Genomic DNA, 23444 nt, shown 5'->3' on the forward strand with positions numbered 1-23444 from the left:
ATCCCGGCCCCACGGGCAGTACTTGGTGCATGTCACCGCGGCGGGCGAGGGAAGTTGCAGGCAGCATCCCTGAGGAGGGTGGCGTGAAGCGCAAGCTCATCGCGGCGGTCAGTGTCGCGGGCATGATGGTCGGAGTCGCGGCGTGCGGCAACGGCAGCGACGACAAGGCGAAGACCGACGCGGGCGGCGCCAAGGAGATCACCGTCTGGGTGATGGACGGTTCCGCGCCGAAGACCTGGATCGACGAGGTCAACAAGGAGTTTTCGGCCAAGCACCCCGGTGTCACGGTCAAGGTCGAGGTGCAGGCGTGGAAGGGCATCCAGGAGAAGGTCACCACGGCGCTCTCCGAGAACACCCCGCCGGACGTCCTGGAGCTCGGCAACACCCAGACCGCTGGCTACGCGGTCACCGGCGGCCTCGCCGACCTCACCAAGGACAAGGGCAAGCTCGGCGCCGACGCCTGGCAGAAGAGCATGCTCGCCTCGGCCGAGTACGACGGCAAGCTCTACTCCGCTCCGTGGTACGCGGCCAACCGCGTCGTCGTCTACGACAAGAAGGCCTTCGCCAAGGCCGGCGTCACTGTGCCGACCACCCGTGACGAGTGGATAGCCGGCCTCGAAAAGCTGAAGGCCGCGGACCCCTCCACGCAGCCGATCTACCTCCCCGGTCAGAGCTGGTACGTCCTCGCCGGCTTCATCTGGGACGAGGGCGGCGAGCTCGCCGTCAAGGACGGCGGCAAGTGGAAGGGCGGTCTCGGCACCCCCCAGGCCGCCTCCGCGATGGACTTCTACAAGAAGCTCCAGGGCTACTCCACCGCCCCCAAGGACAAGGACGAGGCCACCCCGCAGCAGTCCACCGACATCGTTCCCAAGGGTGGCATCGCCTCCTGGATCGGTCTCGGCTGGGAGGCCGGCGGTGCGGAGAAGGCCCTGAAGGACGCCGGCAAGGAAGCCGACTTCGGCTACTTCCCGATCCCGGGCAAGACCGCCGACAAGCCGGGCACCGTCTTCCTCGGCGGCTCGAACCTCGCCGTCGCCGAACGCTCCAAGAACAAGGACCTCGCCAAGGAGTGGCTCGCCCTCGCCGCCGGCAAGGACCAGATGACGAAGTACGCCGCCGAGGTCAAGGGCGCGCTGCTCCCGAACCAGGCCGCCGCGAACTTCACCCCCGCCGCGGGCTCCTTCGCCGAGGCGATGGGCAAAGCCGGCGTCAACGGCAAGATCACCCCGGTCACCCCGGGCTGGGCGAACGTCGAGACCGAGCCCAACCCGCTCAAGGAGTTCATGACCAAGGTCCTCAAGGGTGAGGACGCCGCCAAGGCGGGCGCGGACGCGGACAAGGAAATCGCGAACCGCATCAACAAGTAGCACCCCGCAGCGCCAGCAGTGAGCGCACCGGGGGGTGCGGCGGGCGCCCGGCGGCGCCCGCCGCACCCCCGGTCGCGCAGTGACAGACGCATGCGCCGCCGCCCGCTGCCGACTCGGGTGCGCCGGTCGCCGGTCTCCACAGTCAACCGCGAGGAAACCAAGACATGACCGTGCATTCCCAGGGAGCGGCGACCGCTCCACAGGACGCACCACAGAAGTCCGGTGGGCCGCAGACGCCGCAGAAGCCGCAGGAGCTGCATACGTCGCGGCCCACCGGAGCCAAGGGAACGGCCCCGTCTCCTCGCGGGGGCAGAAAGTCGCTCCCCTCGGGGTGGCTGCCGTACCTGCTGATCGGGCCGGCCGTACTGAGTCTGGCCACGCTGCTGCTTTACCCGCTGACCAAGAACGTGGTCCTGTCGTTCCAGAAGGTCGACAAGATCGAGTTCATCCAGCGGAAGGCGCCCTTCAACGGCGTCGAGAACTACACCCAGCTGCTGGGCGACTCGCACTTCTGGACCGTCGTCGTCCGCACCTTCGCCTTCACCGCGGCCAACGTCGCACTGATCATGGTGATCGGCAGCCTCATCGGCATCCTGCTGAACCGGCTGGGCACGTGGATGCGCCTGGTCCTGTCGATGGCCCTCGTGATGGCCTGGGCGATGCCGATCGTCGCATCGGTGACCGTCTTCCAGTGGCTGTTCGAAGAGCAGTTCGGCGTCATGAACTGGGTCATGCGCACGCTCGGCTTCTCCGGCTACGAGCAGCACAACTGGTTCGAGACCGGCCTGTCCACGCTGACGATCTGCACGGTCCTGGTGGTCTGGGGCTCCGTCCCCTTCGTCGCCCTCAACATGTACGCCGGTCTGACCACCGTCAGCAGCGAGCTGTACGAGGCCGCGCGGATGGACGGCGCGAACGGCTGGCAGACGTTCTGGCAGGTCGTCTTCCCGAACCTCAAGCCGTTCTTCCTCGTCACCACGTTCCTTGAGGTGATCTGGGTCTTCAAGGCCTTCACCCAGGTCTACGCGATGAACCGCGGCGGCCCCGACCGCGCCTCCGAGACCCTGCCGGTCTTCGCCTTCGTCGAGGGCCAGAGCCAGGGCCACTACGCGCTCGCGGCAGCGATCTCCGTCCTGACGATCGTGATGCTCGTGATCGTCATGTCCTTCTACTTCCGCCTGATCCTGAAGCAGGAGGAGGAGCAGTGAGCACCACCACCGCGCCGAAGCCCGCGGCCACCGCCGCCCCGAAGCCCGCGCAACAGCTGCGCACGCGCCCCCCGCTCCGCCCCGGAGTCGTGGCGAGGAACCTGGGCGCCCTGGCCCTGGCCGTGGTCTTCGTCTTCCCCGTCTACTGGATGTTCTCCTCGGCCTTCAAGCCGTCCGGGCAGATCCTCTCCAAGGACCCCGTCTTCGTCTTCACCCCGACGTTGGACAACTTCACCAAGGCCACCGGCGTCGAGTTGTTCTGGACGTACGTGCAGAACAGCCTGCTGGTCACCGTCGGCGCCGTCGTCCTGGCCCTGGTCGTGGCCCTCGCCGCGAGTTTCGCCATCGCCCGCATGAAGTTCAAGGGCCGCAAGGGCCTCGTCCTCGGCGTGATGATGGCGCAGATGGCCCCCTGGGAGGTGATGGTCATCGCGATGTACATGATCGCCCGCGATGCGGAGATGCTGAACAGCCTCCCGCTGCTGACCGCGATCTACTTCGTGATGGTCCTGCCCTTCACCATCTGGACCCTGCGCGGCTTCATCGCGGCCGTCCCGGTGACGCTGGAGGAGGCTGCCCAGATCGACGGCTGCACCCGCGGCCAGGCCTTCCGCAAGGTGATCTTCCCGCTGCTGGCCCCCGGTCTGATGTCCACCTCGCTCTTCGGCTTCATCACCGCCTGGAACGAGTTCGCGATGGTGCTGATCCTGAACAAGGACAAGACCGCGCAGACCCTGCCCCTGTGGCTGACCCAGTTCCAGACCGCCTTCGGCAACGACTGGGGTGCCACCATGGCCGCGTCCTCGCTCTTCGCGGTCCCGGTCCTGGTCATCTTCATCTTCCTCCAGCGCAAGGCCGTCGGCGGGATGACCGCCGGCGCCGTGAAGGGATAACGGCCCGTGACTGTCCTTGCGCACCGCCCCACCCGCAGCGATGCGAACGACCAGCTGACCCGTGACGCGCTCGCCGTCCTCCAGCCCGGCTTCGAGGGGACCACCGCCCCCGCCTGGCTGCTCCGCCAGATCGGCGAAGGACTCACCGCCGTCGGCCTCTTCGGCCGCAACATCGCCTCGCCCGACCAGCTGGCCGCGCTCACCGCGCAGTTGCGCGCCGAACGTGAGGACGTCCTCGTCGCGATCGACGAGGAGGGCGGCGACGTGACCCGCCTGGAGGTCCGCGGCGGCTCGTCCTTCCCCGGCAACCTGGCCCTCGGAGCCGTCGACGACACCGCACTCACCCGGGACGTCGCCCACGAACTGGGCCGTCGCCTCGCCGATTGCGGGGTCAACCTCAACTGGGCGCCGTCCGCGGACGTCAACTCCAACCCGGACAATCCCGTCATCGGTGTCCGGTCCTTCGGCGCGGACACCCACCTCGCCGCCCGGCACACCGCCGCCTACGTCGAGGGACTCCAGAGCGCCGGTGTCGCCGCCTGCACCAAGCACTTCCCGGGCCACGGCGACACCAACGTCGACTCGCACCACGCCCTGCCGCGGATCGACGTGGACCTCGACACGCTCCAGGCCCGTGAGTTGATCCCGTTCAAGGCGGCCATCGAGGCCGGCACCAAGGCCGTGATGAGCGCGCACATCCTGGTGCCCGCCCTCGACCCGACCCGGCCGGCCACGCTCAGCCCGCAGATCCTGACCGCTCTGTTGCGCAAGGAGCTCGGCTACGAGGGCCTGATCGTCACCGACGGCATGGAGATGAACGCCATCGCCGGGACGTACGGCATCGAGCGCGGCTCGGTCCTCGCCATCGCGGCCGGCGCCGACGCGATCTGCGTCGGCGGCGGGCTCGCCGACGAGGCCACCGTGCTCCGGCTGCGCGATGCCCTGGTCGCGGCCGTGCGGGAGGGCGCGCTCCCCCAGGAGCGGCTCGCCGACGCCGCCGCCCGGGTCCGGGCACTGGCCTCGTGGACCCGGCAGGCCCGGGCCGCCGTCGTGCCGGGCGCGCTGGAGGGGAGCGCGCCCGGCATCGGTCTGGAGGCCGCCCGCCGTGCGGTGGTCGTCTCCGGTACCGCGGCGCCCGTGTCGGTCCCGTACGTCGCGACGCTCGCGCCCGTCGCGAACATCGCGGTGGGGGACGAGACCCCGTGGGGCGTGGCGGGCGAACTGGCCGCGCTGGTACCGGGAACCGGGTCCGGCGTGTACCCGGAGGGCGCCACGGCCGGGGACGTCCTGGCAGCGGCCGGCGAGCGCACCGTCGTCGCGGTGGTGCGCGACGCGCACCGGCACCCGTGGATGACCGAGGTCCTGGACGCGCTGGTCGCGGCCCGCCCGGACACCGTCGTGGTGGAGATGGGCGTACCGCGGGCGGAGCCGCGCGGCGCGCTGCACATCGCGACGCACGGCGCCTCGCGCGTCTGCGGCAGGGCGGCGGCGGAGGTCATCGCCGGGGTCTGACCACCTCCGGCCCGGCCCTCCCGGTCCGCCCTGTCCCGTGCCCCCGGCCGCCCGCCCGGGGGCACGGGCATGTCGGGGACGTAGGGGCGGCTGGTGTGGCGGTGCCGCGATGGGGGGCGTGGACGTGGGCCGGGCCGAAGGGGAAGGCCGACGGGCCGGGCCGGGCCCCCGAGGGGGCCCGGCCCGTCGTGCGCGGTCGTGGCCCGGCCTACAGGCCCTGCCACGCAGGCTTGTTGGCGTACGTGTGGCGGAAGTAGTCCGCCAGCTTCAGCTTGGAGGCGGCGGCCTCGTCCACGACCACGGTCGCGTGCCGGTGCAGCTGGAGCGCGGAGGCCGGGACCAGCGCGGACAGCGGGCCCTCCACGGTCTGCGCGACGGCTTCGGCCTTGCCCTCGCCGGTGGCGAGCAGGACGAGGTGGCGGGCGTCGAGGATGGTGCCGATGCCCTGGGTGATGACGTGGTGCGGGACCTGGTCCAAGTCGTGGTCGAAGAAGCGCGCGTTGTCGACGCGGGTCTGCTCCGTCAGCGTCTTGATCCGGGTGCGGGAGGCGAGCGAGGAGCACGGCTCGTTGAAACCGATGTGCCCGTCCGTGCCGATGCCGAGCAGTTGGAGGTCCACGCCGCCGGCCTCGGCGAGGGCGCGGTCGTACGCCTCGCACGCGGCGACGATGTCGGCGGCGGAACCGTCGGGGCCCATGAAGGAGGACTCGGACAGGCCGAGTGGCTCGACGACCTCGCGGAGCACGACGGCGCGGTAGGACTCCGGATGTCCGGCCGGCAGGCCGACGTACTCGTCCAGCTGGCAGACGCGGGCCCGGGAGGCGTCGACCTCACCGGCCTTCACCTTGGCGGCGAGGGCCGCGTAGATGGGCAGCGGGGTAGAGCCGGTCGCCACGCCGAGCAGGGCGTCGGGCTTGCGGCGGACCAGGGCGGCCATGGCCTCCGCGATGAGCTCGCCGCCTGCCTTGGCGTCCGGGACGATGACAACTTCCACGCGGGGCCTGCCGATCTGGAGGTGGGACGATGTGGTATAGACCAATCTAGCAGAGGTGGGGCGCCTCCGGTCGGTCTCCGCCCGCTCCCATGGTGATCCTGGTCCCCGCAGCCGACCTCCCGGCCTCTCCGGGGGCGGATGCGCGACGTGCGGCGGCCCGGCAACCGGGCGAGACTGGGACGCGGAGGTGGACGCATGCCCGAGGTGGAGCGGGCCGGGAGCATCATGGCCGCCGAGATCGGGCAGCAGCCCGGGGTGTGGCGGCGGATCCTCGCCGACGGGGCGGCCGGCATCGCGCAGACGGCCCGGGCGATCGCCGAGCGGCGGCCGAGGTTCGTCCTGCTCGCCGCGCGGGGGAGTTCCGACCACGCCGCGCTCTACGGGAAGTACCTGCTCGAAGTCGGGCACGGACTGCCCTGCGGGCTCAGTTCCATGTCCACCATCACCGCGTACGACGCCAAGCCCCGGCTCGACGACGTCCTCGTGGTCACCGTGAGCCAGTCCGGCGGCTCACCCGACCTGATCGCCTCCACCCTGGCCGCCCGCACCGCCGGAGCGATCACGCTCGCCGTCACCAACAACCCCGACTCGGGCCTCGCCGCCGTCGCCGAATACCAGATCGACGTCCTCGCCGGGCCCGAGAAGGCCCTGCCCGCCACCAAGACCTACACCGCCGCGCTGCTCGCGCTCTTCCTGTTCGGCGAGGGCCTGCGGGGGGCGGACGGGACCCGCGCCGCAGCGGGGCTGCCGGGGCTCGCCGAAGAGGTGCTCGCGCGGGGCGAGGAGGTGCGGGACCTGGCCGCGCGGTACCGCTTCGCCGAGCGGATGGTGGTCACCTCCCGCGGCTTCGGCTATCCGACCGCCCGCGAGGCGGCCCTCAAGCTCATGGAGACCAGCTACATCCCCGCCCTCGCCTACTCCGGCGCCGACCTCCTGCACGGTCCGCTGGCCATGGTCGACAACGTCTCCCCGGTGATCGCGGTCGTCCCCGACGGTCGCGGCGGCGAGGCCCTGCAGCCCGTGCTCGACCGGCTGCGCGGACGGGGTGCCGACCTGTTCGCCGTCGGTCCGAAGGAACAGGTCGAGCAGGCGACGACCGGGTTCGCGCTGCCCATCGACGGCGTACCCGAGGAGCTGCAGCCCCTGCTGGAGATCCTTCCGCTCCAGCTCCTCGCGTACGAGGTGACCATCGCCCGGGGGCAGGACCCGGACGCCCCGCGGGCCCTGGCCAAGGTGACGGAGACCCGCTGAGCGGATCCGGGCCCGGCCGCTCAGAGCAGCGAGAGCTGGAGCCCGCCCGTCGCGTCCACGTGCTGGCCGGTCACCCAGCGGGAGTCCGCCGAGGCCAGGAAGGCCACCACGTCGGCGACCTCGTCCACCGTGCCCACCCGCCCGAACACGGAGCGGGAGGAGGCGTGCGCGCGTGTCGCGGGGTCCGCCAGCAAGGCCGCGTTGAGTTCGGTGTCGGTGATGCCGGGGCCCACCGAGTTCACGGTGATCCCGCGCGGGGCCAGTTCGGCGGCCAGGGACCGGGTCAGGGCGTTCACCGCCCCCTTGGCCGTGATCGTGGCCAGGATCGCCGGCAGGGCGATGTCCGGGGTTCCGGTCACGTTCACGATCCGGCCCCCGTCCCGCAGCCGCCCGAGCCCGTGCTTGATCACGAAGAACGGCGCCTTCGCGTTGAGCGCGTGCACCCGGTCGTAGGTGTCCTCGTCGGTGTCCGCGATGCCGGCGAACGTCGCGCCGCCCGCGTTGTTCACCAGGATGTCGACCCCCTCGGTGTGCAGCGGGTGCGCGCCGTACGCCGCCCACAGCGCCTGCGCGTCGCCCGGGACCCCGAGCTCGGCCCCGATCGCGAACGCCCGCCCGCCGGCCGCCTCGATGGCCGCCACCGTCTCCTTCGCCGCCGCCTCGTTCCGTCCGTAGTGCACGGCGACCAGGGCCCCGTCGCGGGCCAGCCGCTGCGCGATCGCCCGTCCGATCCCCCGGCTGCCGCCCGTGACCAGTGCCGTCTTCCCCTTGAGCACGCCCATGACGCGCCCCCCTTCAGAATTTGCTAGTGGTCGCTACAGAAATGAACCGTACCAGATTCCATAACGGCCGCTATAGAATGAGCGCATGGTGACCGGACAGCGCGGCAGGCCCCGCTCCTTCGACCGCGACGCCGCCCTCGACCGGGCGCTGCTCGCCTTCTGGGAGCACGGCTACGAAGGGACCTCGATCTCCGACCTGACGTCCTCGCTCGGCATCAGCGCGCCCAGCCTGTACGCGGCGTTCGGGGACAAGCGCAAGCTCTTCGACGAGGTCGTGGTGGTGTACGGCGGCCGGTACGCGGATTTCGCCGCCGCGGCCCTCGTCGAGGAGCCCACCGCCCGGGCCGGTCTGGAGCGCGTGTTGCGGGAGGCCGCCGCGATCTACACCGACCCGGCCCACCCTCCGGGCTGTCTGGTGCTCAGTGCGGCCGTCAACACCACCTCGCAGGAGGTCGCGCAGGCCCTGCGCGAGCGGCGCAACGCCCACCTGGAGGTGTTCGGGCGCAGGATCCGGGCGGACGTCGCCGCCGGCGTCCTACCCGCCGACACGGACGTGCAGGCGCTGGCCCGCTATGCGCTGGCAGTGCTCGTGGGGATGTCCCAGCAGTCGCGCGACGGGGCGAGTCGGGAGGAGCTGGAGGCGGTGGCGGAGCTGGCGATGGGCGCCTGGCCGTACTAGCTCGCACGCGGTCGCACCGGGGGGAGAACCACCCCGAAATTTCCACCCCGAAAATTCCTCTGGGCCACGGTGCAGGACGGGACCCTCAACCCGCCCGGCACCGTAGCCCGGAGTACTTACGGCCGGCGGGTGTGCGGTTCCCGGCGGCCGGTGGGAGGTGCCTGCGCGGTCAGGGCAGAGCGCGCGGCTTACCTCGATCCGTCCTCCTGTGCGGGGAGGGCGGAAGTTTAGTCAATTGTGGACTAGACCATTCTGTTCTGTCCATCCAATATCGGGTTCTCGTACCCGGTCACTTCCTCCAACAGTACGCGGACTCCGCCCTTCCTGGATACTCCCGGGTACCGTCGTGGGGAAAGTCATGGTCCGTACCCGGGGTACGCTCGCCACGTGCCCTCCATGAACGACCTCGTACGCCAGCACACCGCTCTCAGTGAAACCGACCTGGAGTGGCTCCACCTGCTGGTCTCGGAGTGGCAGCTGCTCTCCGACCTGTCCTTCGCCGACCTCGTGCTCTGGGTGCCCACCCTCGACGGCAGCCGGTACGTCTCGGTCGCGCAGATGCGCCCCAACACTGGTCCCACCTCGTACCAGGACGACATGGTCGGCCACCTGGTGCCGCGCGGCCGGCGCCCGCTGCTGGACGCCGCGCTCGACGAGGGCCGGATCGTGCGCGAGGGCGACCCGGAGTGGCGCGAGGAGGTGCCCGTCCGCGTCGAGTCCATCCCGGTGCGCCGCGAGGGCCGGGTGTTGGGCGTGATCGCGCGCAACACCAACCTGCTCACCGTGCGCACCCCCAGCCGACTGGAGCTCACCTACCTCCAGTCCGCCTCCGACCTGGCGCAGATGATCGCGGCCGGCTCCTTCCCGTTCCCCGGTCAGCAGGTCGACATGGACGCCTCGCCGCGCGCCGGGGACGGCCTGATGCGGCTCGACGCGGACGGCGTGGTCACGTACGCCTCGCCGAACGCCCTTTCCGCCTACCACCGGCTGGGACTCGCCTCCGACCTCGTCGGCCAGCACCTGGGCACCACCACCGCCGAACTCGCCCCCTCCCGCGGCCCCGTGGACGAGGCGATCGCGAAGCTCGCCAGCGGCTGGGCTCCCCGGGAGACCGAGGTCGAAGGCAACGGCGGGGTCATCCAACTGCGCGCGATCCCGCTCAAGCCGAAGGGCACCCGGATCGGTTCCCTGGTCCTGTGCCGCGACGTCACGGAACTCCGCCGTCGCGAACGCGAATTGATCACCAAGGACGCGACCATCCGGGAGATCCACCACCGGGTCAAGAACAACCTGCAGACGGTGGCCGCGCTACTGCGGTTGCAGGCCCGTCGGATGGATTCCCCCCAGGGTCGCGAGGCGCTCAACGAGGCCGTCCGCCGCGTCGGTTCGATCGCGATCGTGCACGAGACGCTGTCTCAGAACCTGGATGAGCGCGTCGAGTTCGACGAGATCGCCGACCGGGTGATCGCGATGGTCTCGGAGATCTCGCCGGGCAGGGTGGACTGCCGGCGCACCGGCCGGTTCGGGATCCTGGACGCGGAGGTCGCCACCCCGTTGTCGATGGTGCTGACCGAGATCCTTCAGAACGCCCTGGAGCACGCCTTCGGTCAGGGGGAGGGCGGCACCGTGGAGGTGTCCGCGATCCGTACCGGCTCCGGTCGCGCGGACGGTCGGCTGCTGATCACGGTGCTCGACGACGGCTCCGGTCTGCCCGAGGGCTTCGACCCGCAGCGGGCGGGCAACCTCGGGCTGCAGATCGTACGGACCCTCGTGGAGGGTGAACTCGGCGGTACGTTCGACATGCTCCGGGCCGAGCCGCGCGGGACCAAGGTCGTCCTCGACATCCCGGCCAGCCCGCAGAAGTAGCGTAAGCGACAGGGCGACAGGAGGGACGTCACCCAGAGTGACGGACCCTGCCCCGGACAGCACTGAGCCCCGGACCGAAGGTTCTCGGTCCGGGGCTCAAGAGCACGTTGCTGAGCGCTTGTCAGGTGTTGCTACGCGCTGCGGCTCGAGGCTCGAAAGTCGATGTCAGGCGGTGGCGTTGCGCGCCCGATTGCGAGCGGCGCGGCGCTTCATCGCGCGGCGCTCGTCCTCGCTGAGACCGCCCCAGACGCCGGAGTCCTGACCGGACTCAAGCGCCCACTGCAGGCACTGCTCCATGACGGGGCAGCGGCGGCAGACGGCCTTGGCTTCCTCGATCTGCAGCAGCGCAGGACCGGTGTTGCCGATGGGGAAGAAGAGTTCCGGGTCTTCCTCGCGGCAAACGGCGTTGTGACGCCAGTCCATGGCTGCTCCATCTCCTTGTATTGCGGGCAGGTTGCTTGTGAATGTGAACGCTTTCACGAATCCCCCCGTGAGGGAAGGGCGACCAGCCAGTTACCTGGAAGGTCAGTCAGGGACTCGTGGAGGGGTTCTGGCGGTCTGTGTGGGTGCCGGGTGCTGCGGGCTGTCCCGATCGCCATGAAGAGATTCGCAAACCTCGGACGGGGATACAACCCCTTCCGGAAAGTTTTTTTTGATTCGTCGGTGTCTACTAGGTCACAGCCCTACATCTTGAGGGTGGACCGGCGTGTAAACGTTCGAGTGAAAGGACTTTGGGGCCTTCCACTCACACAATCACACGCAGTGCACGGCGTACGCCTGTGAACCGAACGCTGGTCCGTAGACCGAGGTGGTCTCCGTCCATCTGGAACGGAAGCGGAACCTTCGAATGCAAGGTGAAGTCGGTCAGATCGTGCAGAGACAGCGCGTGCTTGCCGCGCGGACCGCGCTCAGGAGTCGAGGTCAGGAGCTGTGTGGCGTAGCGGGCGACGGCCGGAGTTGACAAACGGTTGAGTGCCAATACGTCAAGCGCAGTATCGAACGACGCGTCCGGAGAGGCATAAAGCGGACGGTTGCCCAGATATGTCCACGGCGAGGTGTTGCAGACTATCGACAGCACGAGGCCGGTGACGGGATCCGCGCCGGGGCGCTCCAGGGTCACGGTGCCGTGGCGCCGGTTCGGCTCATCCCAGAACTGGCGCATCAGCTGTCGTACGTACAGCGCGTGCGTCGAACGCTTGCCCCGCTCCCGCTGCTGCTCGACCCGCCCCACCACTCCCGCATCGAAGCCGAAGCCCGCGCAGAACGTGAACCAGCGCGCCGGAACCGACTCGTCCTCCGTGCCCGGGGTGCCGGCCGCCAGTCCCAGGCCCACCGTCCGCTCGCGCCGCTCGCGCAGCGCGTCCAGCAGGGCACCGGTCGCCTCGACCGCATCGTTGGGCAGTCCGAGCGCGCGGGCGAAGACATTGGTGGAGCCGCCGGGGACCACCGCGAGTCGGGGCAGCCGGTCCGGATCGGGCCCGTCGTGCAGGAGTCCGTTGACCACCTCGTTGACCGTGCCGTCGCCGCCCAGGGCCACGACGAGGTCGATGCCGTTCTCGACCGCCTTGCGCCCCAGGTCCCTGGCGTGGCCGCGGTACTCGGTGGTCACCGCCTCCAGCTTCATCTCGCTGGCCAGGGCGTGGGTGAGGACGTCGCGCGTGCGCGCACTGGTGGTCGTCGCTGCTGGGTTGGCCACGAGGAGTGCACGCATGAACGTCAGCCTACCGACCCGTTCATATGCAGCCCATACTGCCCGCCCCCTCCGGGCGTGCGGGCCCGCGGCTACCCTGCTGGGGTGAGTACGAAGCCCACCCTCGCCGCAGCCCAGCCCACCGCCCCGCTGCCCGGACGGCTCACCGCCGCCGCGGCGCTGACCGCCCTGGAGGGGTTGGCGCTGACCGGCCTCGGCCTCTACATGCTGTTCGTGGGCATCGCCGGCGACCCCGACTCGCCGCAGCAGGCCGAGACCGGTGGCGTCACCCTGCTCCTGCTCGCCGCCCTGCCGCTGATCGCGGCCCGCGGGCTGCGCCTGCGCCGCCGCTGGAGCCGCGGGCCCGCGCTGATCACCCAGCTGATGGCGCTGCCGGTGGCGTGGACCCTGTACACCGCGGGCGGCGCGATGATCGCCGCCGCCGTGGCGCTGGCTGTGGCCGCGGTGGCCGTCGTGGCCCTCCTGGTGAACCCGACGGCGACCGAGGCGCTGGGGATCGGGCCCGGCGAGCAGGCCCGATAGCCCCGTACGGCCGGCCCCTCCGGCCGCACTCCCGATCCTTGCCTGCTCCTGCTCCTGCTCCTGCTCCTACTCCTCGACCAGGAGCTTCTCGCGCAGCTGGGCCAGGGTGCGGGCCAGCAGGCGGGAGACGTGCATCTGGGAGATGCCGACCTCCTGCGCGATCTGCGACTGGGTCATGTTGCCGAAGAACCGCAGCAGCAGGATCCGCTTCTCCCGCGGAGGTAGCCCCTCCAGCAGCGGTTTGAGTGACTCGCGGTATTCGACGCCCTCCAGGGCTTCGTCCTCCGCGCCCAGGGTGTCCGCGACCGCCGGCGACTCGTCGTCGGTGTCCGGGACGTCCAGCGACAGCGTGCTGTAGGCATTGGCCGATTCCAGCCCCTCCAGTACCTCCTCCTCGGAAATCCCGAGCCGTTCCGCCAACTCGTGGACCGTGGGGGAGCGGCCGTGCTGCTGGGACAGTTCGGCCGTGGCCGTGGTCAGCGAGAGCCGTAGCTCCTGGAGCCGCCGCGGCACGCGCACCGCCCAGCCCTTGTCGCGGAAGTGGCGCTTGATCTCGCCGACCACGGTGGGGGTCGCGTACGTGGAGAACTCGACCCCGCGGTCCGGGTCGAACCGGTCCACCGACTTGATCAGGCCGATCGTGGCGACCTGGGTCAGGTCGTCCAGCGGTTCGCCGCGGTTGCGGAACCGCCGGGCGAGGTGCTCGACCAGGGGCAGGTGCATCCGCACCAGCCGGTTGCGCAGCTCGGCCTTCTCCGTCGAGCCGTCGGGCAGCGCCCGCAGCTCGATGAATAGGGCCCGCGCGCCGCTGCGGTCGCGCGGATCGGGCAGCGCCGGAGGCGCCGGGGCCGCCGGCGCCCGTTCCGGCTCCGGGGCCGTGGCAGCGGCCCCGGGTGGCTGTGAAGATCGTGGTTCTTCGTGCTGGTTCTCGCTCATAGGGCCCGCCCGTCGCTCCGCCGAGTCCAAAAAGCCGTCTTCCGCATCCGCGTCAGCCGGGTGCGGCCGGGCGTGCTGCTGCTCCGGGATGCCGCCGACCTCGTGTAGTGCCCGGGGCCGATCCCCGCCCCGCACCGGGATCTCCCCGCCGTTCACGCCGGGCCTGGACCCGCGCCGCGCTGTTTGTAGAGGCTGATGCTCACCGTCCGGTCCTCTTCGACCGTGGACTCGACCTTGCCGGCCAGTGCCGACAGCACGGTCCAGGCGAACGTGTCGCGCTCCGGCGCACGTCCGTCCGTGGTCGGCGCCGAGACCGTCACCTCCAGCGAGTCGTCGACCAACCGGAAGACGCAGCTGAGGACGGAGCCCGGCACGGCCTGTTGGAGCAGGATCGCGCAGGCCTCATCCACCGCGATGCGGAGGTCCTCGATCTCGTCGAGGGTGAAGTCCAAACGTGCCGCGAGGCCGGCCGTGGCCGTTCGCAGCACCGACAGGTAGGCACCCGCAGCGGGCAGCCGGACTTCCACGAAGTCCTGGGTCCCGGGCTCGCCTGCGATCTGGGACACCCTCACCTCCAAGGTGGTACGAGCTCTGTTCGCCGGTGACGCTATCGCGATCCGGGCGATCGTGTCGCGGCACCCCTCATGGCGCCCGTTTCTGGCACCCCCGCCCACGGCCAGTGACTGATGGTAAGTCCATGGGTACGCACAGTGGCTAGGGGTCTGCGGGCCCAAATCAGGGGAACCGGCGGAGGGTTGACCTACCCCGCTTCAGACGATCGAACCGTCGACAAAACACCACCGCCACGTCTCGCCCGGCTCGAAGCTCCGCATGACCGGATGGCCGGTGCTCTGGTAGTGCGCGGTGGCGTGTCGGTGCGGGGACGAGTCGCAGCACGCCACGTGCCCGCACCCCAAGCACATCCGCAGCTGCACCGGATGGCTGCCGAGCACCTGGCATTCGGTGCAGGTCAGCGCAGTCGGGACGGGCTCGGGGCGCGGCAGTTCGGCAACATGGCTGCACTCGCTCATCGCACTCTCCTCGTACGGAAACGCCGGCCTTCAGTTTCGGGGCGGACGGCGTCCACGGGCCGGAAATGCGAAGCAGCGGGGTGTCGTTGCGTAACGCTTTCACCTGGCCTTGATTCCCTCCACAATACGTCCCTACGGTGTGCGCGATGCGGGCCTCCTCCGTCGAGCGGGCGTGCCCGGACGCGGCCGGACGCTCGTTCCCGCTCCGGTTCCTGCTCATCTTCCTGCGCCTCTTCCCCGAGGCGCGTGCCCCGGCGTCCGGGAGTGGACGTGCGGCAACTACCGGGCGTTTCATGACCGGGACGTGAACGGGAGGGCGGGGTCTTCCTCCCGTCGGGCAGGAAAGCACGCCATGATGGGCGGCGTACGGGCGGCCGAGGAATGAGGATCGATCTTCGTGGAGGTATTGCCGCTGGTGGCGCTGGTGGCGGGCAGCGCGATCGTCGCGGGCGCCGCACGCTGGACCCCGGTTCCCGCCCCGCTGCTGCTGGTCGCCGCCGGTCTGCTCGCCTCGTACGTCCCGGGCGTGCCCTCGTACACCCTCGACCCGCACATCGTGCTGCCGCTGCTGCTCCCGCCCCTGCTGTACACGGCCGCCGTGGACAGCTCGTACCTGGACCTGCGGGCGAACGTACGGCCCGTGGCGCTGCTGTCGGTGGGGTACGTGCTCTTCGCGACGCTCGCCGTCGGGTACGCGGCGTACCTGGTGGTACCGGGCCTCTCGCTGCCCGTGGCGCTGGTGCTGGGCGCGGTGATCGCGCCGCCCGACGCGGTGGCGGCCACCGCCATCGCCCGCAAGCTCGGGCTGCCGAACCGGATCACGACCATCCTCCAGGGCGAGTCCCTCGTCAACGACGCCACCGCGATCACCGCGTACAAGGTGGCGCTGGCCGCGGCCGTCGGGGTGAGCGCCGGCTGGGCGGGCGGTATCGCGGAGTTCCTGCTCGCCTCGGTGGGGGGCGTCGGGGTGGGCCTGTTGCTGATGGTGCCGATCCACCACCTGCGCAAACACCTGCGGGAGCCGCTGCTGCAGAACACCTTGTCCTTGCTGATCCCGTTCGTGGCGTACGCGGCGGCCGAGCGGGTGCACGCCTCGGGCGTGCTCGCGGTGGTCGTGGTCGCGCTGTACCTCGGGCACCGCAACTGGCAGGTCGACTTCGCCACCCGGCTCCAGGAGGAGGCGGTGTGGCGGATGGTCGCCTTCGTCCTGGAGTCGGTGGTCTTCGCGCTGATCGGCCTCCAGCTGCCGGTGGTCCTGAAGGGACTTGCGGAGTACGAGGGCTGGGACGCGGCCTGGTACGCGCTGGCGGTGTTCCTCGCGGTCGTGGTGGCCCGCTTCGTGTGGGTCTTCCCGGCCACCTTCGTACCCCGGCTGTCGGAGCGGATCCGGACGCGGGAGCCGGACACCACCTGGAAGGCTCCGGTCATCGTGGGCTGGGCAGGGATGCGCGGAGTGGTCTCGCTGGCGATCGCCTTCTCCGTGCCGATGAGCGTGCCGCACCGGAACCTGATCCTCTTCCTGACCTTCACGACGGTGATCGGCACATTGGTCGTCCAGGGCCTCACCCTGCCGCCACTGATCCGGCTGCTACGGCTGCCGCCGCGGGACGTGCAGGCCGAGACCCTGGCGGAGGCCCAGGCCCAGAGCGAGGCCTCGCGGGCGGCGGAGGAGCGACTGGCGGAACTGCTGGCCGAACCGGAGAACGCCCTGCCGCCACCCCTGGCGCAGCGGCTCCGTACGGTGATGGAACGCCGGCGCAACGCGGTGTGGGAACGACTGGGCGAGGTCAACCCCGTCACCGGTGAATCGGCGGACGACGTCTACCGGCGCCTGGCACGGGAGATGATCGCGTCGGAGCGCGAGGTGTTCGTGAACCAGCGGGACCGCCGCCAGATCGACGACGAGATGCTGCGGGGGCTGCTGCGCAGGCTGGACCTGGAGGAGGCGGCGGCCTACCGGGAGGAAACGGCCTGAGCCCGGAGCCGCCCCGCGGGCCGCCCAGTGCGGCGCTGGGACCAGCCCCCCGGCCCCTCCTCCTGCGGGTGGCGGGTTCGGTTTCCCGCGCGGCCGGCTTTACGGGCTGCCCGTGATGACGGCTGCCAGGGTGGTGCCCCGCGGGAAGGCGCCCGACTCCGTGAGGGACGTCAGGGCCCAAAGGAGCTTGGCCACGTAGATCCGCTCGACGGGGAGGCAGTGCCGGGCCCCGAAGTCGGCGGCGAAGGCCTCCAGGGCGGCCGGGACCCGGGCGTAGCCACCGTGGTGGAAGTCCTCCGCCAGGCTCCAGTCCCCGGCCGGGCCGCCGAACGCCCGGTGCTGGAGGGAACGTATCTCCGCCGCCATGAAACCGCCCTTGAGGACGGGCACGCCCAGGGCCCGCTGCCCGGGGGCGAGACCCGCTGCCAGGCCGGCCAGGGTGCCGCCGGTGCCGCAGGCCACCGCGACCACGTCGGACGTGCCGCGCAGCTCCTGCCCCAGCTCCGCGCAACCGTGCAGCGCCAGCGCATTGCTGCCGCCCTCGGGGATGACGTACGCGTCGGACGCACCGGCCCCGGTCAGCAGCCGTGCCAGTACCTCGGGCTCGGCCTTGCGCCGGTAGTCCGACCGCGCCGCGAAGTGCAACCGCATCCCGTCCGCCGCACACCGGGCCAGCGAACCGTTCAGCGCCCGTCCGGCCAACTCGTCGCCGCGGACGATCCCGACGCTCGCCATCCCCAGCAGCCGCCCGGCCGCCGCGGTGGCCCGCAGGTGGTTCGAGTACGCCCCGCCGAACGTCACCAGCCCCGTACGCCCCCCGGCCACGGCGGCCCGCAGGTTCGGCGCGAGCTTGCGCCACTTGTTCCCCGGAGGGTGCAGGTCCACGGGTCCCAGTAGATCCGTGTCCCACGGGATGGTGGTGTGGATCAGGTCGTCGCGCTTCAGCAGCAAGCGGACGCCGTGCCGCTCGAACCTGTCGTCACGGATCTCCTGCAACGGGGACGGTGGGCGTGGCTGCAAGAGCACGTCAACGTTCGCGGGGCGGTTCACCCGTCCATTGTGGCTGGTCCAGGCGGTGCTGGGGAAAGACAAAGCCCCGCCCAGCGGTGGCGCTCGCCGTTGCCGGACGGGGCTCGTGCGTGTTCAGCGGTTCAGGTTCCGGTGTTCGTTCAGGGCACGCAGACCGGGGGAGTGACGAGGCAGGGAGCCCGGACAGCGGATCTCTCGAGGGAGGGCCCAGGAGTGCCAGCAGGAGAGGCACCAAAGCGACCGGTCATGCTCGGGGTCCTGTACCGCTTCGCCGCCGCAGCGGGGGCACTCCTGCACCGTGTCTCCTAGGCCGAGAGGTCGAACTCTCCCAGCTTGGCACCGGTGAGGAAGTCGGTCCATTCCGTGGGCGTGAACTCGACCGCGCGGCCCGTCTCAGAGCTGCGCACCACTACCTTGCCGGGAACGTTGGTGGCGACCTCCACGCAGCGCGGGTTGTTGTTCTCGTACGTGCACGCGCTGGACGTGCGGAACTCGTAGTCGGGAATCTTGGTCATGGTGCCTTCCCTTCGCCGTGCTGCGGGGAAGCGGTCCCCGCGCCGTTCTACTGCCCGCCTCACTCGGGGCGGGGGCCTGTGTGCATCGGGCACTGACAGGGCGGGAACTCGTCCCCGAAGCCCTCCCAGTAGCCCTCGCGACGGAACCGGGCCACGTTGATGGGGTCGCGTACCAAGGGGACGTACGGGCTCGCCCGATCGGAACACCAGGGGTTCGCCGGCTGAGTCGCCGTGGAGCACCGGGACCGTCATCCGGGTTCGTCCGCTCACGGGACACGCTCCACCACGACGACTTCCGAGAACTCCCGCAGGAAGGTCATGTGTCCGGTCCTCCCCGTGTGCTCAATGCACATGTCGGTGCACACGTCCGCGTTCCCGGTCGGTGCGGAAGTCCACCGACAGTCCGGATTCAGGCATCGTGCGGTGGCCGTGGTCTCCGCCGAGGGGTGGCGGTGCATGACGTAGCGGACGTAGCGCAGGACGGTTCGAACGGTCATGCCGCCCCCCTATCGCGGGAGTGGTTGCGCAGCTCGGTACGCAACAGTTCGGCAGCACCCAGGTTTCCGACTGCTTCGGCCACCTTCAGGTCAGCGTCCAGCGCGCGGCACACCCCGCACTCATGGGCGGGAGGCTCCGGGCCCTCTGGCCAGGTCGCTTCCTGCCGTGCTGCCGTCGCCATGCTGCACCTCCGTGTCACCCTCGGTGCTGGGCATCGTTCCGCCGCCGGGCGGCCCGGCCTAGTGTGATCCGTAGTGGCAACCATCCCCCGAGCCCCGGAATCCCGCTGTCTAGTGGCATGGCTAGTAGCAAGATGGCCGCATGGACATCGGGGAGCTGATTCGGGATCTCCGCAAGGCTCGTGGCTGGAGCCAGGGGCGGTTAGCTTCGGAGATCAACAAGGTTCACGGCACGACGCTGACCCGGGAGTACGTGAGCAACTGGGAGCGTTCCAAGGTCAGGCCCGGCCCGTTTTACCTGGCCGCGCTGTCTGCCGTGCTCGACGTTCCCCTAGCTGTCCTTGAAGGTGAAGTGGACCGACGCGAGTTCCTTACCGATGTGGCCGGGGCCGCCATAGCCCCTGTCGTCGCCTCCGATCTGATCAGCGCAGGATTCGCCGCCCGGCTCCATGGCGGGCCGTCAGCCGACGAGTGGGAGGCCAAGCTCACGACGTACGGCACCGAGTACATGTCCATGGGCGCGGCGGACATCCAGCGTCGGGTTTCCGGGGAACTCGTCACCGTGCAGCAGCAACTCGAAGACCCCTGGCTGTGGTCCGTCGCCTCCCGCCTGATGACCCTCTACGCCAAGACGTTCCCCGGTTCGGACGGCTCCAAGGCCGTGCACTGGTACCGGATGGCGGCGAGAGCCGCTGACGAGTCCGGCAACGACGAAGCGCGCGTGTGGGTCCGGGGACGTGCCGCTATCGCCCTGGGCTACGAAGGCGCGTCACTGGGTGTCGCTGATGTGCTGGCCGATCAAGCCCTGGCCATATCGGAACGCCCGTCACTGGGACTCCTCAACGCCGTCATGGGCAAGGCCCACGCGGCAGCGATCCGAGGCGACCGCAAAACTGCTCTCAAGCTGGCCGACGACGGGCGGCGCATCTTCGACAGTGCTGGATCGCACGAACAGACCAGCGACTACGCCGTGCCCTGGTGGCGGATGAACGTCTTCCTGTCGCTGCTCCTCGCACGTTTGGGAGACGAACGCGGAGCCGTGGAAGCCCAGGAAGCAGCACGCCGAGAACTGCCCGCAGAGCTGCCTCGGTTCGCGACTCACCTTGAGATGCACCGGGGCCTCATGCTCGCCCGGTCCGGAGATCTGTTGGGCGGGGCCGCGTACGCACGCACAGCGCTGGACGCCCTGCCGCCGGAAAAGCACTCCCTGACACTGCGACTCCTCATGGCGGAGATCGAACAGACCTGACAGCCGGCCACTGAGACTCGGCGCGTGGTGCAGGCCGCCGCATGGTCGGGGCGCAGCTTCGGGGGCATCCAGCGTCGTGGGTCGAGGGTCTTCGCCCACCCAGTGGAACCTGATGGGGCCCAGCGCTTCAGGTGGCGACTCGGCGTGCGAGACGGCGGGGTGAGCGCTTCATCCGCCAAAGCCCCGGAAGACCCCATCGGGATCACCCTCGGCCGCGTCCGCGAAGTCACCGAAGTCCAGGTTCGCGATCATCAGGTTCGCGTTCATCTCGTGGATCCCGTACGGCACCACGCGGAACGAGCCACCGTCCGCCTCGAACTCCTCGTCGCTTTCGCACTGCTCCCTGGTGAGCAGGGACAGCGCCAGCAAGGTGACAGGGCTCTCCCGCATCGAGGTGTGGTCGGCGAGGTAGACGACGCTGTGGCGCTCTGCCTGTGCGGACGCCTCGGAGAGGACCTGAGCGGGTGTGGTTCCCGCCCACTTCGGATCGTCGACGATGTGGACGTAGGGCTCGAAGTCGTCGTCCTCGCCCCAGGCCATCATCAGCGCCGCTTTCACGGCCGCCCATGCCTGATCATCGCCGTAGGCGGTCCTGATGATCAGCGCGGCGTCCTTGTCACGCCCCGCCGGCCACTCCCTACGATCACTCATGCCGCTCCCCACCCGTCCGCGCAGATCACCACCCCACGCATTCGGTACGCACGCTACGCCAGGGCACTGACACACCCGTGAGCAGTTCAGCCGGCGAGCCCCGGGACGGGTGTCCGACGGGGGCGTGCTCAGAGCCAGCGGCCAGCCGCCTCGACGCTGTCCCCGCCACTGGTGCTGAAGGCGATCGCGGCCTGGGGAGCATGGCGGCGGATCAGGTTCAGGATGCGCTCGAAGAGCGGCAGCAGCTGTTCCGTCTTGCGGATCCCGCCCCCCACGACCACCACGTCCCAGGGGCGCCGGGCCAAGGAGGCGGCAAGTGCGGAGTCGCTCGCGGCGTCGAACACGACCAGCGCCATCTCCGCGTCGATGCCGTGCTCGCCGAAACGCGCCAGCTCCGCGTCCAGGGCCGCACGAAGGGCCTGCGCATCGATTCCGGGTATGGCCTGCGGGTCGTAACCAACGACGAGTACGGAAGACATGGCGCCAACCTACGGGGGCTTGCCCGGGCGTGATCCGCCGGGCAAGCCCAAGTCACCCGCCTATGAGAGGCGTTCGCCGACGCGGGTGCGGAAGGAGTCCATGGTGAACCCCTTCGGGTCGATCTTGCCGGGTTGCCATTCGAGGTGGCCGATCACCGAGCGTTCGGTCCAGCCGTGGACCCGGCACACGGCGGCTGCCGCACGGGCCATCGCGTCGAGTTGGACCGCGGGCCACGGGTCCTCGCCGTCGCCGAGGTTCTCGCACTCGAAGCCGTAGAAGTGCCGGTTGCCGTCGGTGTTCGCGTGGCGGTCCGGCGGGAGGCGCCTCTCCGCGATCACCGCCGCCAGGACGTCGGCGTCGCCCGACCCGGCGTGGTTGGCGCGGCCGTAGCCGACCAGGTGGACCCGGCCGTCCTTGGTGATCACGCCGTGGCAGAGCGGTCCCGGGAGGGCCGCGTCGCCGTCGCGGCAGAGCTGGACGGTGTACGCGGTGCCGTGCGTGACGGTGTGGTGGATCATCACCCCGTTCACCGGGCCCCAGGGGCCCTTGTGGTTGCGGTTGTGGGTGCGCCAGGCCCCGACTTCGACGACGGTCAGGCCCTCGCGCCGCAAGACGTCGATGAACCGGCTCGCGGACATGGGTGCGGACACGGCCCACCTCCCTCCGGTGCTGGCGGTCACCTTACGTGTCCGCCTCATTGCTCTCCGGTGTAGTGGAGGTGGTCCTTCCGGGCTAGTGCATTCGTACAGCGAGCGAGCCGATCCGGACACTCGTCCCGATCGGCCCGCCCATCGCAGGAGTTACGCGGAGGCCAGCCACAGGTCCGGGCCGAAGACCTCGTAGTGGATGTCGGCGGCCGGTACGCCCTTGGCGAGCAGCTGCGCGCGCACGGCCCGCATGAAGGGGAGCGGTCCGCACAGGTACGCCGTGGTGCCGGGTGCGACCGGAACCTCCGCCAGGTCGAGCAGGCCCTCGCGGTCGCCCGGCTCCGCGCCCTCGGTGGCGTCCTCGTACCAGAAGTGCGCCGTGGCGTCGGGGAGCTTGTGCGCCAGCGCGCGGTGGTCGCCGCGCAGGGCGTGGTCGGCGGGGGAGCGGTCGGCGTGCAGCACGGTCACCGGCGCGGTGTGTCCGGTGTTGGCGAGGTGCTCCAGCATCGAGAGCATCGGCGTGCAGCCGATCCCGGCCGAGGCGAGCAGGATCGGCGCCGTGGAGTCGCGCAGGACCAGGTCGCCGTACGGGGCCGAGACGCGCAGGGTGTCGCCGACCGCGACCCGGGCGTGGAGGTGGTTCGACACCTCCCCGTCGGGGCCGGCGGCGGCTGCGCCGTGGACCCGCTTCACGGTGATCGCGCGGATCGGGGAGTCGGGGGAGCTGGAGAGGCTGTACTGGCGTATCTGGCGTGCGCCGTCCGGGAGTTCGACCTGGACCGAGACGTACTGGCCCGGCTTGAAGGAGGGGGCGGGCGCGCCGTCCGCCGGGGTGAGGTGGAAGGTGGTGCAGTCCGCGGTCTCCTCGATGCGGGCGGCGACCGTCCAGGTGCGCCAGACGTCGCCCCCGATGACCTGCTGCTCGGCGTAGAGCCGCTCCTCGATGGTGATGAGGGCGTTGGCCATCAGCCAGTAGACCTCGTCCCAGGCCTCGGCCACGTCGGGGGTGACGGCTTCGCCGAGGATCTCGACGATCGCCTCGAAGAGGTGCTTGTGGACGATCGGGTACTGCTCGCGGGTCACGCCGAGGGAGGCGTGCTTGTGCGCGATCCGCTGGAGCATCACGTCGGGACGGGTCTCCGGCTGGGCGACGAGGTGGGTCGCGAACGCGGCGATGGAGCCGGCGAGCGCCTGCTTCTGGAGGCCGGCGTTCTGGTTGCCGCGGTTGAACAGGTCGCGGAGCAGTTCCGGGTGGGCCGCGAACATCTTCGTGTAGAAGAGCTCGGTGATGTCGCCGATGGCCGCACCGACTGCGGGCAGGGTGGCGCGTACGGTCTCGGTGGACTTCTCGGACAGCATCCGGCACTCCTTGTGATAATTGGTATTTGAGATACGTATTTTTGGGCGTGGGTACACCCGTTCGAGCTACCGATGGCTTCACCCTAGGTGGGGCGGCCTGGCGGCGGGAA

General features: G+C 70.3%; 25 protein-coding genes. 11 read left to right on the forward strand and 14 right to left on the reverse strand.

The annotated features are described in order from the left end of the window. The first annotated feature begins 83 nt into the window (after nucleotides 1-83). The 4 genes from ABZZ20_RS05135 (at nucleotide 84) to ABZZ20_RS05150 (ending at nucleotide 4980) form a co-directional block, all read left to right on the forward strand. Nucleotides 84-1367 carry an extracellular solute-binding protein gene (locus ABZZ20_RS05135; protein WP_356866837.1) on the forward strand — a complete coding sequence of 428 codons (1284 nt, stop codon included), beginning with the start codon at nucleotides 84-86 and terminating at the stop codon, nucleotides 1365-1367. Between the two features lie 164 nt (nucleotides 1368-1531). After that, entirely contained in the window at nucleotides 1532-2575 is a 1044-nt protein-coding gene (locus tag ABZZ20_RS05140; RefSeq protein WP_356866839.1) for a sugar ABC transporter permease, read from the forward strand. A 56-nt stretch (nucleotides 2576-2631) separates the two neighbouring features. After that, complete coding sequence (locus ABZZ20_RS05145; protein ID WP_356867233.1) at nucleotides 2632-3468, forward strand: carbohydrate ABC transporter permease; 837 nt, start codon at nucleotides 2632-2634, stop codon at nucleotides 3466-3468. A 6-nt stretch (nucleotides 3469-3474) separates the two neighbouring features. Further along, on the forward strand, nucleotides 3475-4980 hold the full coding sequence (locus tag ABZZ20_RS05150) for a glycoside hydrolase family 3 protein (protein ID WP_356866841.1): 1506 nt from the start codon (nucleotides 3475-3477) through the stop codon (nucleotides 4978-4980). A 208-nt stretch (nucleotides 4981-5188) separates the two neighbouring features. On the opposite strand, the gene nagB is transcribed toward ABZZ20_RS05150, so the two are convergent. After that, nucleotides 5189-5974, reverse strand: coding sequence for a glucosamine-6-phosphate deaminase (nagB, locus tag ABZZ20_RS05155; RefSeq protein WP_356866843.1), 786 nt, complete (start codon nucleotides 5972-5974; stop codon nucleotides 5189-5191). Between the two features lie 195 nt (nucleotides 5975-6169). Here nagB and ABZZ20_RS05160 point away from each other — a divergent pair, with 195 nt between their 5' ends. After that, nucleotides 6170-7225 (forward strand): SIS domain-containing protein, encoded by a 1056-nt coding sequence (locus ABZZ20_RS05160; protein WP_356866845.1) that lies wholly within the window; start codon nucleotides 6170-6172, stop codon nucleotides 7223-7225. A 20-nt stretch (nucleotides 7226-7245) separates the two neighbouring features. On the opposite strand, the gene ABZZ20_RS05165 is transcribed toward ABZZ20_RS05160, so the two are convergent. Then, on the reverse strand, nucleotides 7246-8007 hold the full coding sequence (locus ABZZ20_RS05165; protein ID WP_356866846.1) for an SDR family oxidoreductase: 762 nt from the start codon (nucleotides 8005-8007) through the stop codon (nucleotides 7246-7248). A gap of 85 nt (nucleotides 8008-8092) precedes the next feature. Between ABZZ20_RS05165 and ABZZ20_RS05170 the strand changes: the two genes are divergently transcribed. Next, a complete protein-coding gene (locus ABZZ20_RS05170; RefSeq protein ID WP_356866848.1) occupies nucleotides 8093-8686 on the forward strand; it encodes a TetR/AcrR family transcriptional regulator in 594 nt (197 codons plus the stop codon). Between the two features lie 396 nt (nucleotides 8687-9082). Next, nucleotides 9083-10552 carry a PAS domain-containing sensor histidine kinase gene (locus ABZZ20_RS05175; RefSeq protein ID WP_356867235.1) on the forward strand — a complete coding sequence of 490 codons (1470 nt, stop codon included), beginning with the start codon at nucleotides 9083-9085 and terminating at the stop codon, nucleotides 10550-10552. Nucleotides 10553-10717: 165 nt separating this feature from the next. Here the strand turns inward: ABZZ20_RS05175 and ABZZ20_RS05180 are convergent, their stop codons facing one another. Then, nucleotides 10718-10975, reverse strand: coding sequence for a WhiB family transcriptional regulator (locus tag ABZZ20_RS05180; RefSeq protein ID WP_004937597.1), 258 nt, complete (start codon nucleotides 10973-10975; stop codon nucleotides 10718-10720). A gap of 322 nt (nucleotides 10976-11297) precedes the next feature. After that, complete coding sequence (locus ABZZ20_RS05185) at nucleotides 11298-12263, reverse strand: diacylglycerol kinase family protein (protein ID WP_356866850.1); 966 nt, start codon at nucleotides 12261-12263, stop codon at nucleotides 11298-11300. Between the two features lie 84 nt (nucleotides 12264-12347). Between ABZZ20_RS05185 and ABZZ20_RS05190 the strand changes: the two genes are divergently transcribed. Beyond that, nucleotides 12348-12785 carry a hypothetical protein gene (locus ABZZ20_RS05190; RefSeq protein ID WP_356866852.1) on the forward strand — a complete coding sequence of 146 codons (438 nt, stop codon included), beginning with the start codon at nucleotides 12348-12350 and terminating at the stop codon, nucleotides 12783-12785. 66 nt (nucleotides 12786-12851) lie between these two features. On the opposite strand, the gene ABZZ20_RS05195 is transcribed toward ABZZ20_RS05190, so the two are convergent. The 3 genes from ABZZ20_RS05195 to ABZZ20_RS05205 form a co-directional block, all read right to left on the reverse strand. Continuing rightward, on the reverse strand, nucleotides 12852-13877 hold the full coding sequence (locus ABZZ20_RS05195) for an RNA polymerase sigma factor SigF (RefSeq protein ID WP_356866854.1): 1026 nt from the start codon (nucleotides 13875-13877) through the stop codon (nucleotides 12852-12854). Next, the gene (locus ABZZ20_RS05200; protein WP_030153599.1) at nucleotides 13874-14287 is read right to left on the reverse strand and encodes an anti-sigma regulatory factor; all 414 of its coding nucleotides are present in this window, start codon (nucleotides 14285-14287) and stop codon (nucleotides 13874-13876) included. The genes ABZZ20_RS05195 and ABZZ20_RS05200 overlap by 4 nt, the downstream gene beginning before the upstream one ends. A 204-nt stretch (nucleotides 14288-14491) precedes the next feature. Continuing rightward, nucleotides 14492-14752, reverse strand: a complete 261-nt coding sequence (locus ABZZ20_RS05205; protein WP_356866856.1) for a UBP-type zinc finger domain-containing protein — start codon at nucleotides 14750-14752, stop codon at nucleotides 14492-14494. A gap of 146 nt (nucleotides 14753-14898) precedes the next feature. Between ABZZ20_RS05205 and ABZZ20_RS05210 the strand changes: the two genes are divergently transcribed. After that, a complete protein-coding gene (locus ABZZ20_RS05210) occupies nucleotides 14899-15060 on the forward strand; it encodes a hypothetical protein (protein WP_356866858.1) in 162 nt (53 codons plus the stop codon). Between the two features lie 89 nt (nucleotides 15061-15149). Continuing rightward, nucleotides 15150-16727: a Na+/H+ antiporter gene (locus tag ABZZ20_RS05215; RefSeq protein ID WP_356866860.1), complete on the forward strand. Its 1578-nt coding sequence runs from the start codon at nucleotides 15150-15152 to the stop codon at nucleotides 16725-16727. 99 nt (nucleotides 16728-16826) lie between these two features. Here ABZZ20_RS05215 and ABZZ20_RS05220 read toward each other — a convergent pair whose 3' ends face one another. The 3 genes from ABZZ20_RS05220 to ABZZ20_RS05230 all read right to left on the reverse strand — a co-directional run bounded on the left by ABZZ20_RS05220 (nucleotide 16827) and on the right by ABZZ20_RS05230 (nucleotide 18768). Continuing rightward, entirely contained in the window at nucleotides 16827-17777 is a 951-nt protein-coding gene (locus ABZZ20_RS05220) for a pyridoxal-phosphate dependent enzyme (RefSeq protein ID WP_356866862.1), read from the reverse strand. A gap of 284 nt (nucleotides 17778-18061) precedes the next feature. Next, a complete protein-coding gene (locus tag ABZZ20_RS05225) occupies nucleotides 18062-18271 on the reverse strand; it encodes a DUF397 domain-containing protein (RefSeq protein WP_356866864.1) in 210 nt (69 codons plus the stop codon). Between the two features lie 266 nt (nucleotides 18272-18537). Further along, the gene (locus tag ABZZ20_RS05230; protein ID WP_356866866.1) at nucleotides 18538-18768 is read right to left on the reverse strand and encodes a hypothetical protein; all 231 of its coding nucleotides are present in this window, start codon (nucleotides 18766-18768) and stop codon (nucleotides 18538-18540) included. A 322-nt stretch (nucleotides 18769-19090) separates the two neighbouring features. Between ABZZ20_RS05230 and ABZZ20_RS05235 the strand changes: the two genes are divergently transcribed. Continuing rightward, the gene (locus ABZZ20_RS05235; RefSeq protein ID WP_356866868.1) at nucleotides 19091-20197 is read left to right on the forward strand and encodes a helix-turn-helix transcriptional regulator; all 1107 of its coding nucleotides are present in this window, start codon (nucleotides 19091-19093) and stop codon (nucleotides 20195-20197) included. 168 nt (nucleotides 20198-20365) lie between these two features. Here the strand turns inward: ABZZ20_RS05235 and ABZZ20_RS05240 are convergent, their stop codons facing one another. From ABZZ20_RS05240 to ABZZ20_RS05255, 4 genes are all read right to left on the reverse strand, one after another. Continuing rightward, on the reverse strand, nucleotides 20366-20848 hold the full coding sequence (locus ABZZ20_RS05240; protein ID WP_356866870.1) for a hypothetical protein: 483 nt from the start codon (nucleotides 20846-20848) through the stop codon (nucleotides 20366-20368). A 128-nt stretch (nucleotides 20849-20976) separates the two neighbouring features. After that, complete coding sequence (locus ABZZ20_RS05245) at nucleotides 20977-21327, reverse strand: hypothetical protein (RefSeq protein ID WP_356866872.1); 351 nt, start codon at nucleotides 21325-21327, stop codon at nucleotides 20977-20979. 60 nt (nucleotides 21328-21387) lie between these two features. After that, nucleotides 21388-21978 (reverse strand): N-acetylmuramoyl-L-alanine amidase, encoded by a 591-nt coding sequence (locus ABZZ20_RS05250; RefSeq protein ID WP_356866874.1) that lies wholly within the window; start codon nucleotides 21976-21978, stop codon nucleotides 21388-21390. Nucleotides 21979-22128: 150 nt separating this feature from the next. Next, a complete protein-coding gene (locus tag ABZZ20_RS05255) occupies nucleotides 22129-23334 on the reverse strand; it encodes a globin domain-containing protein (protein ID WP_356866876.1) in 1206 nt (401 codons plus the stop codon). Between the last annotated feature and the right edge of the window lie 110 nt (nucleotides 23335-23444).

This window comes from Streptomyces sp. NPDC006430, from assembly GCF_040612395.1.
Classification (GTDB): Bacteria; Actinomycetota; Actinomycetes; order Streptomycetales; family Streptomycetaceae; genus Streptomyces.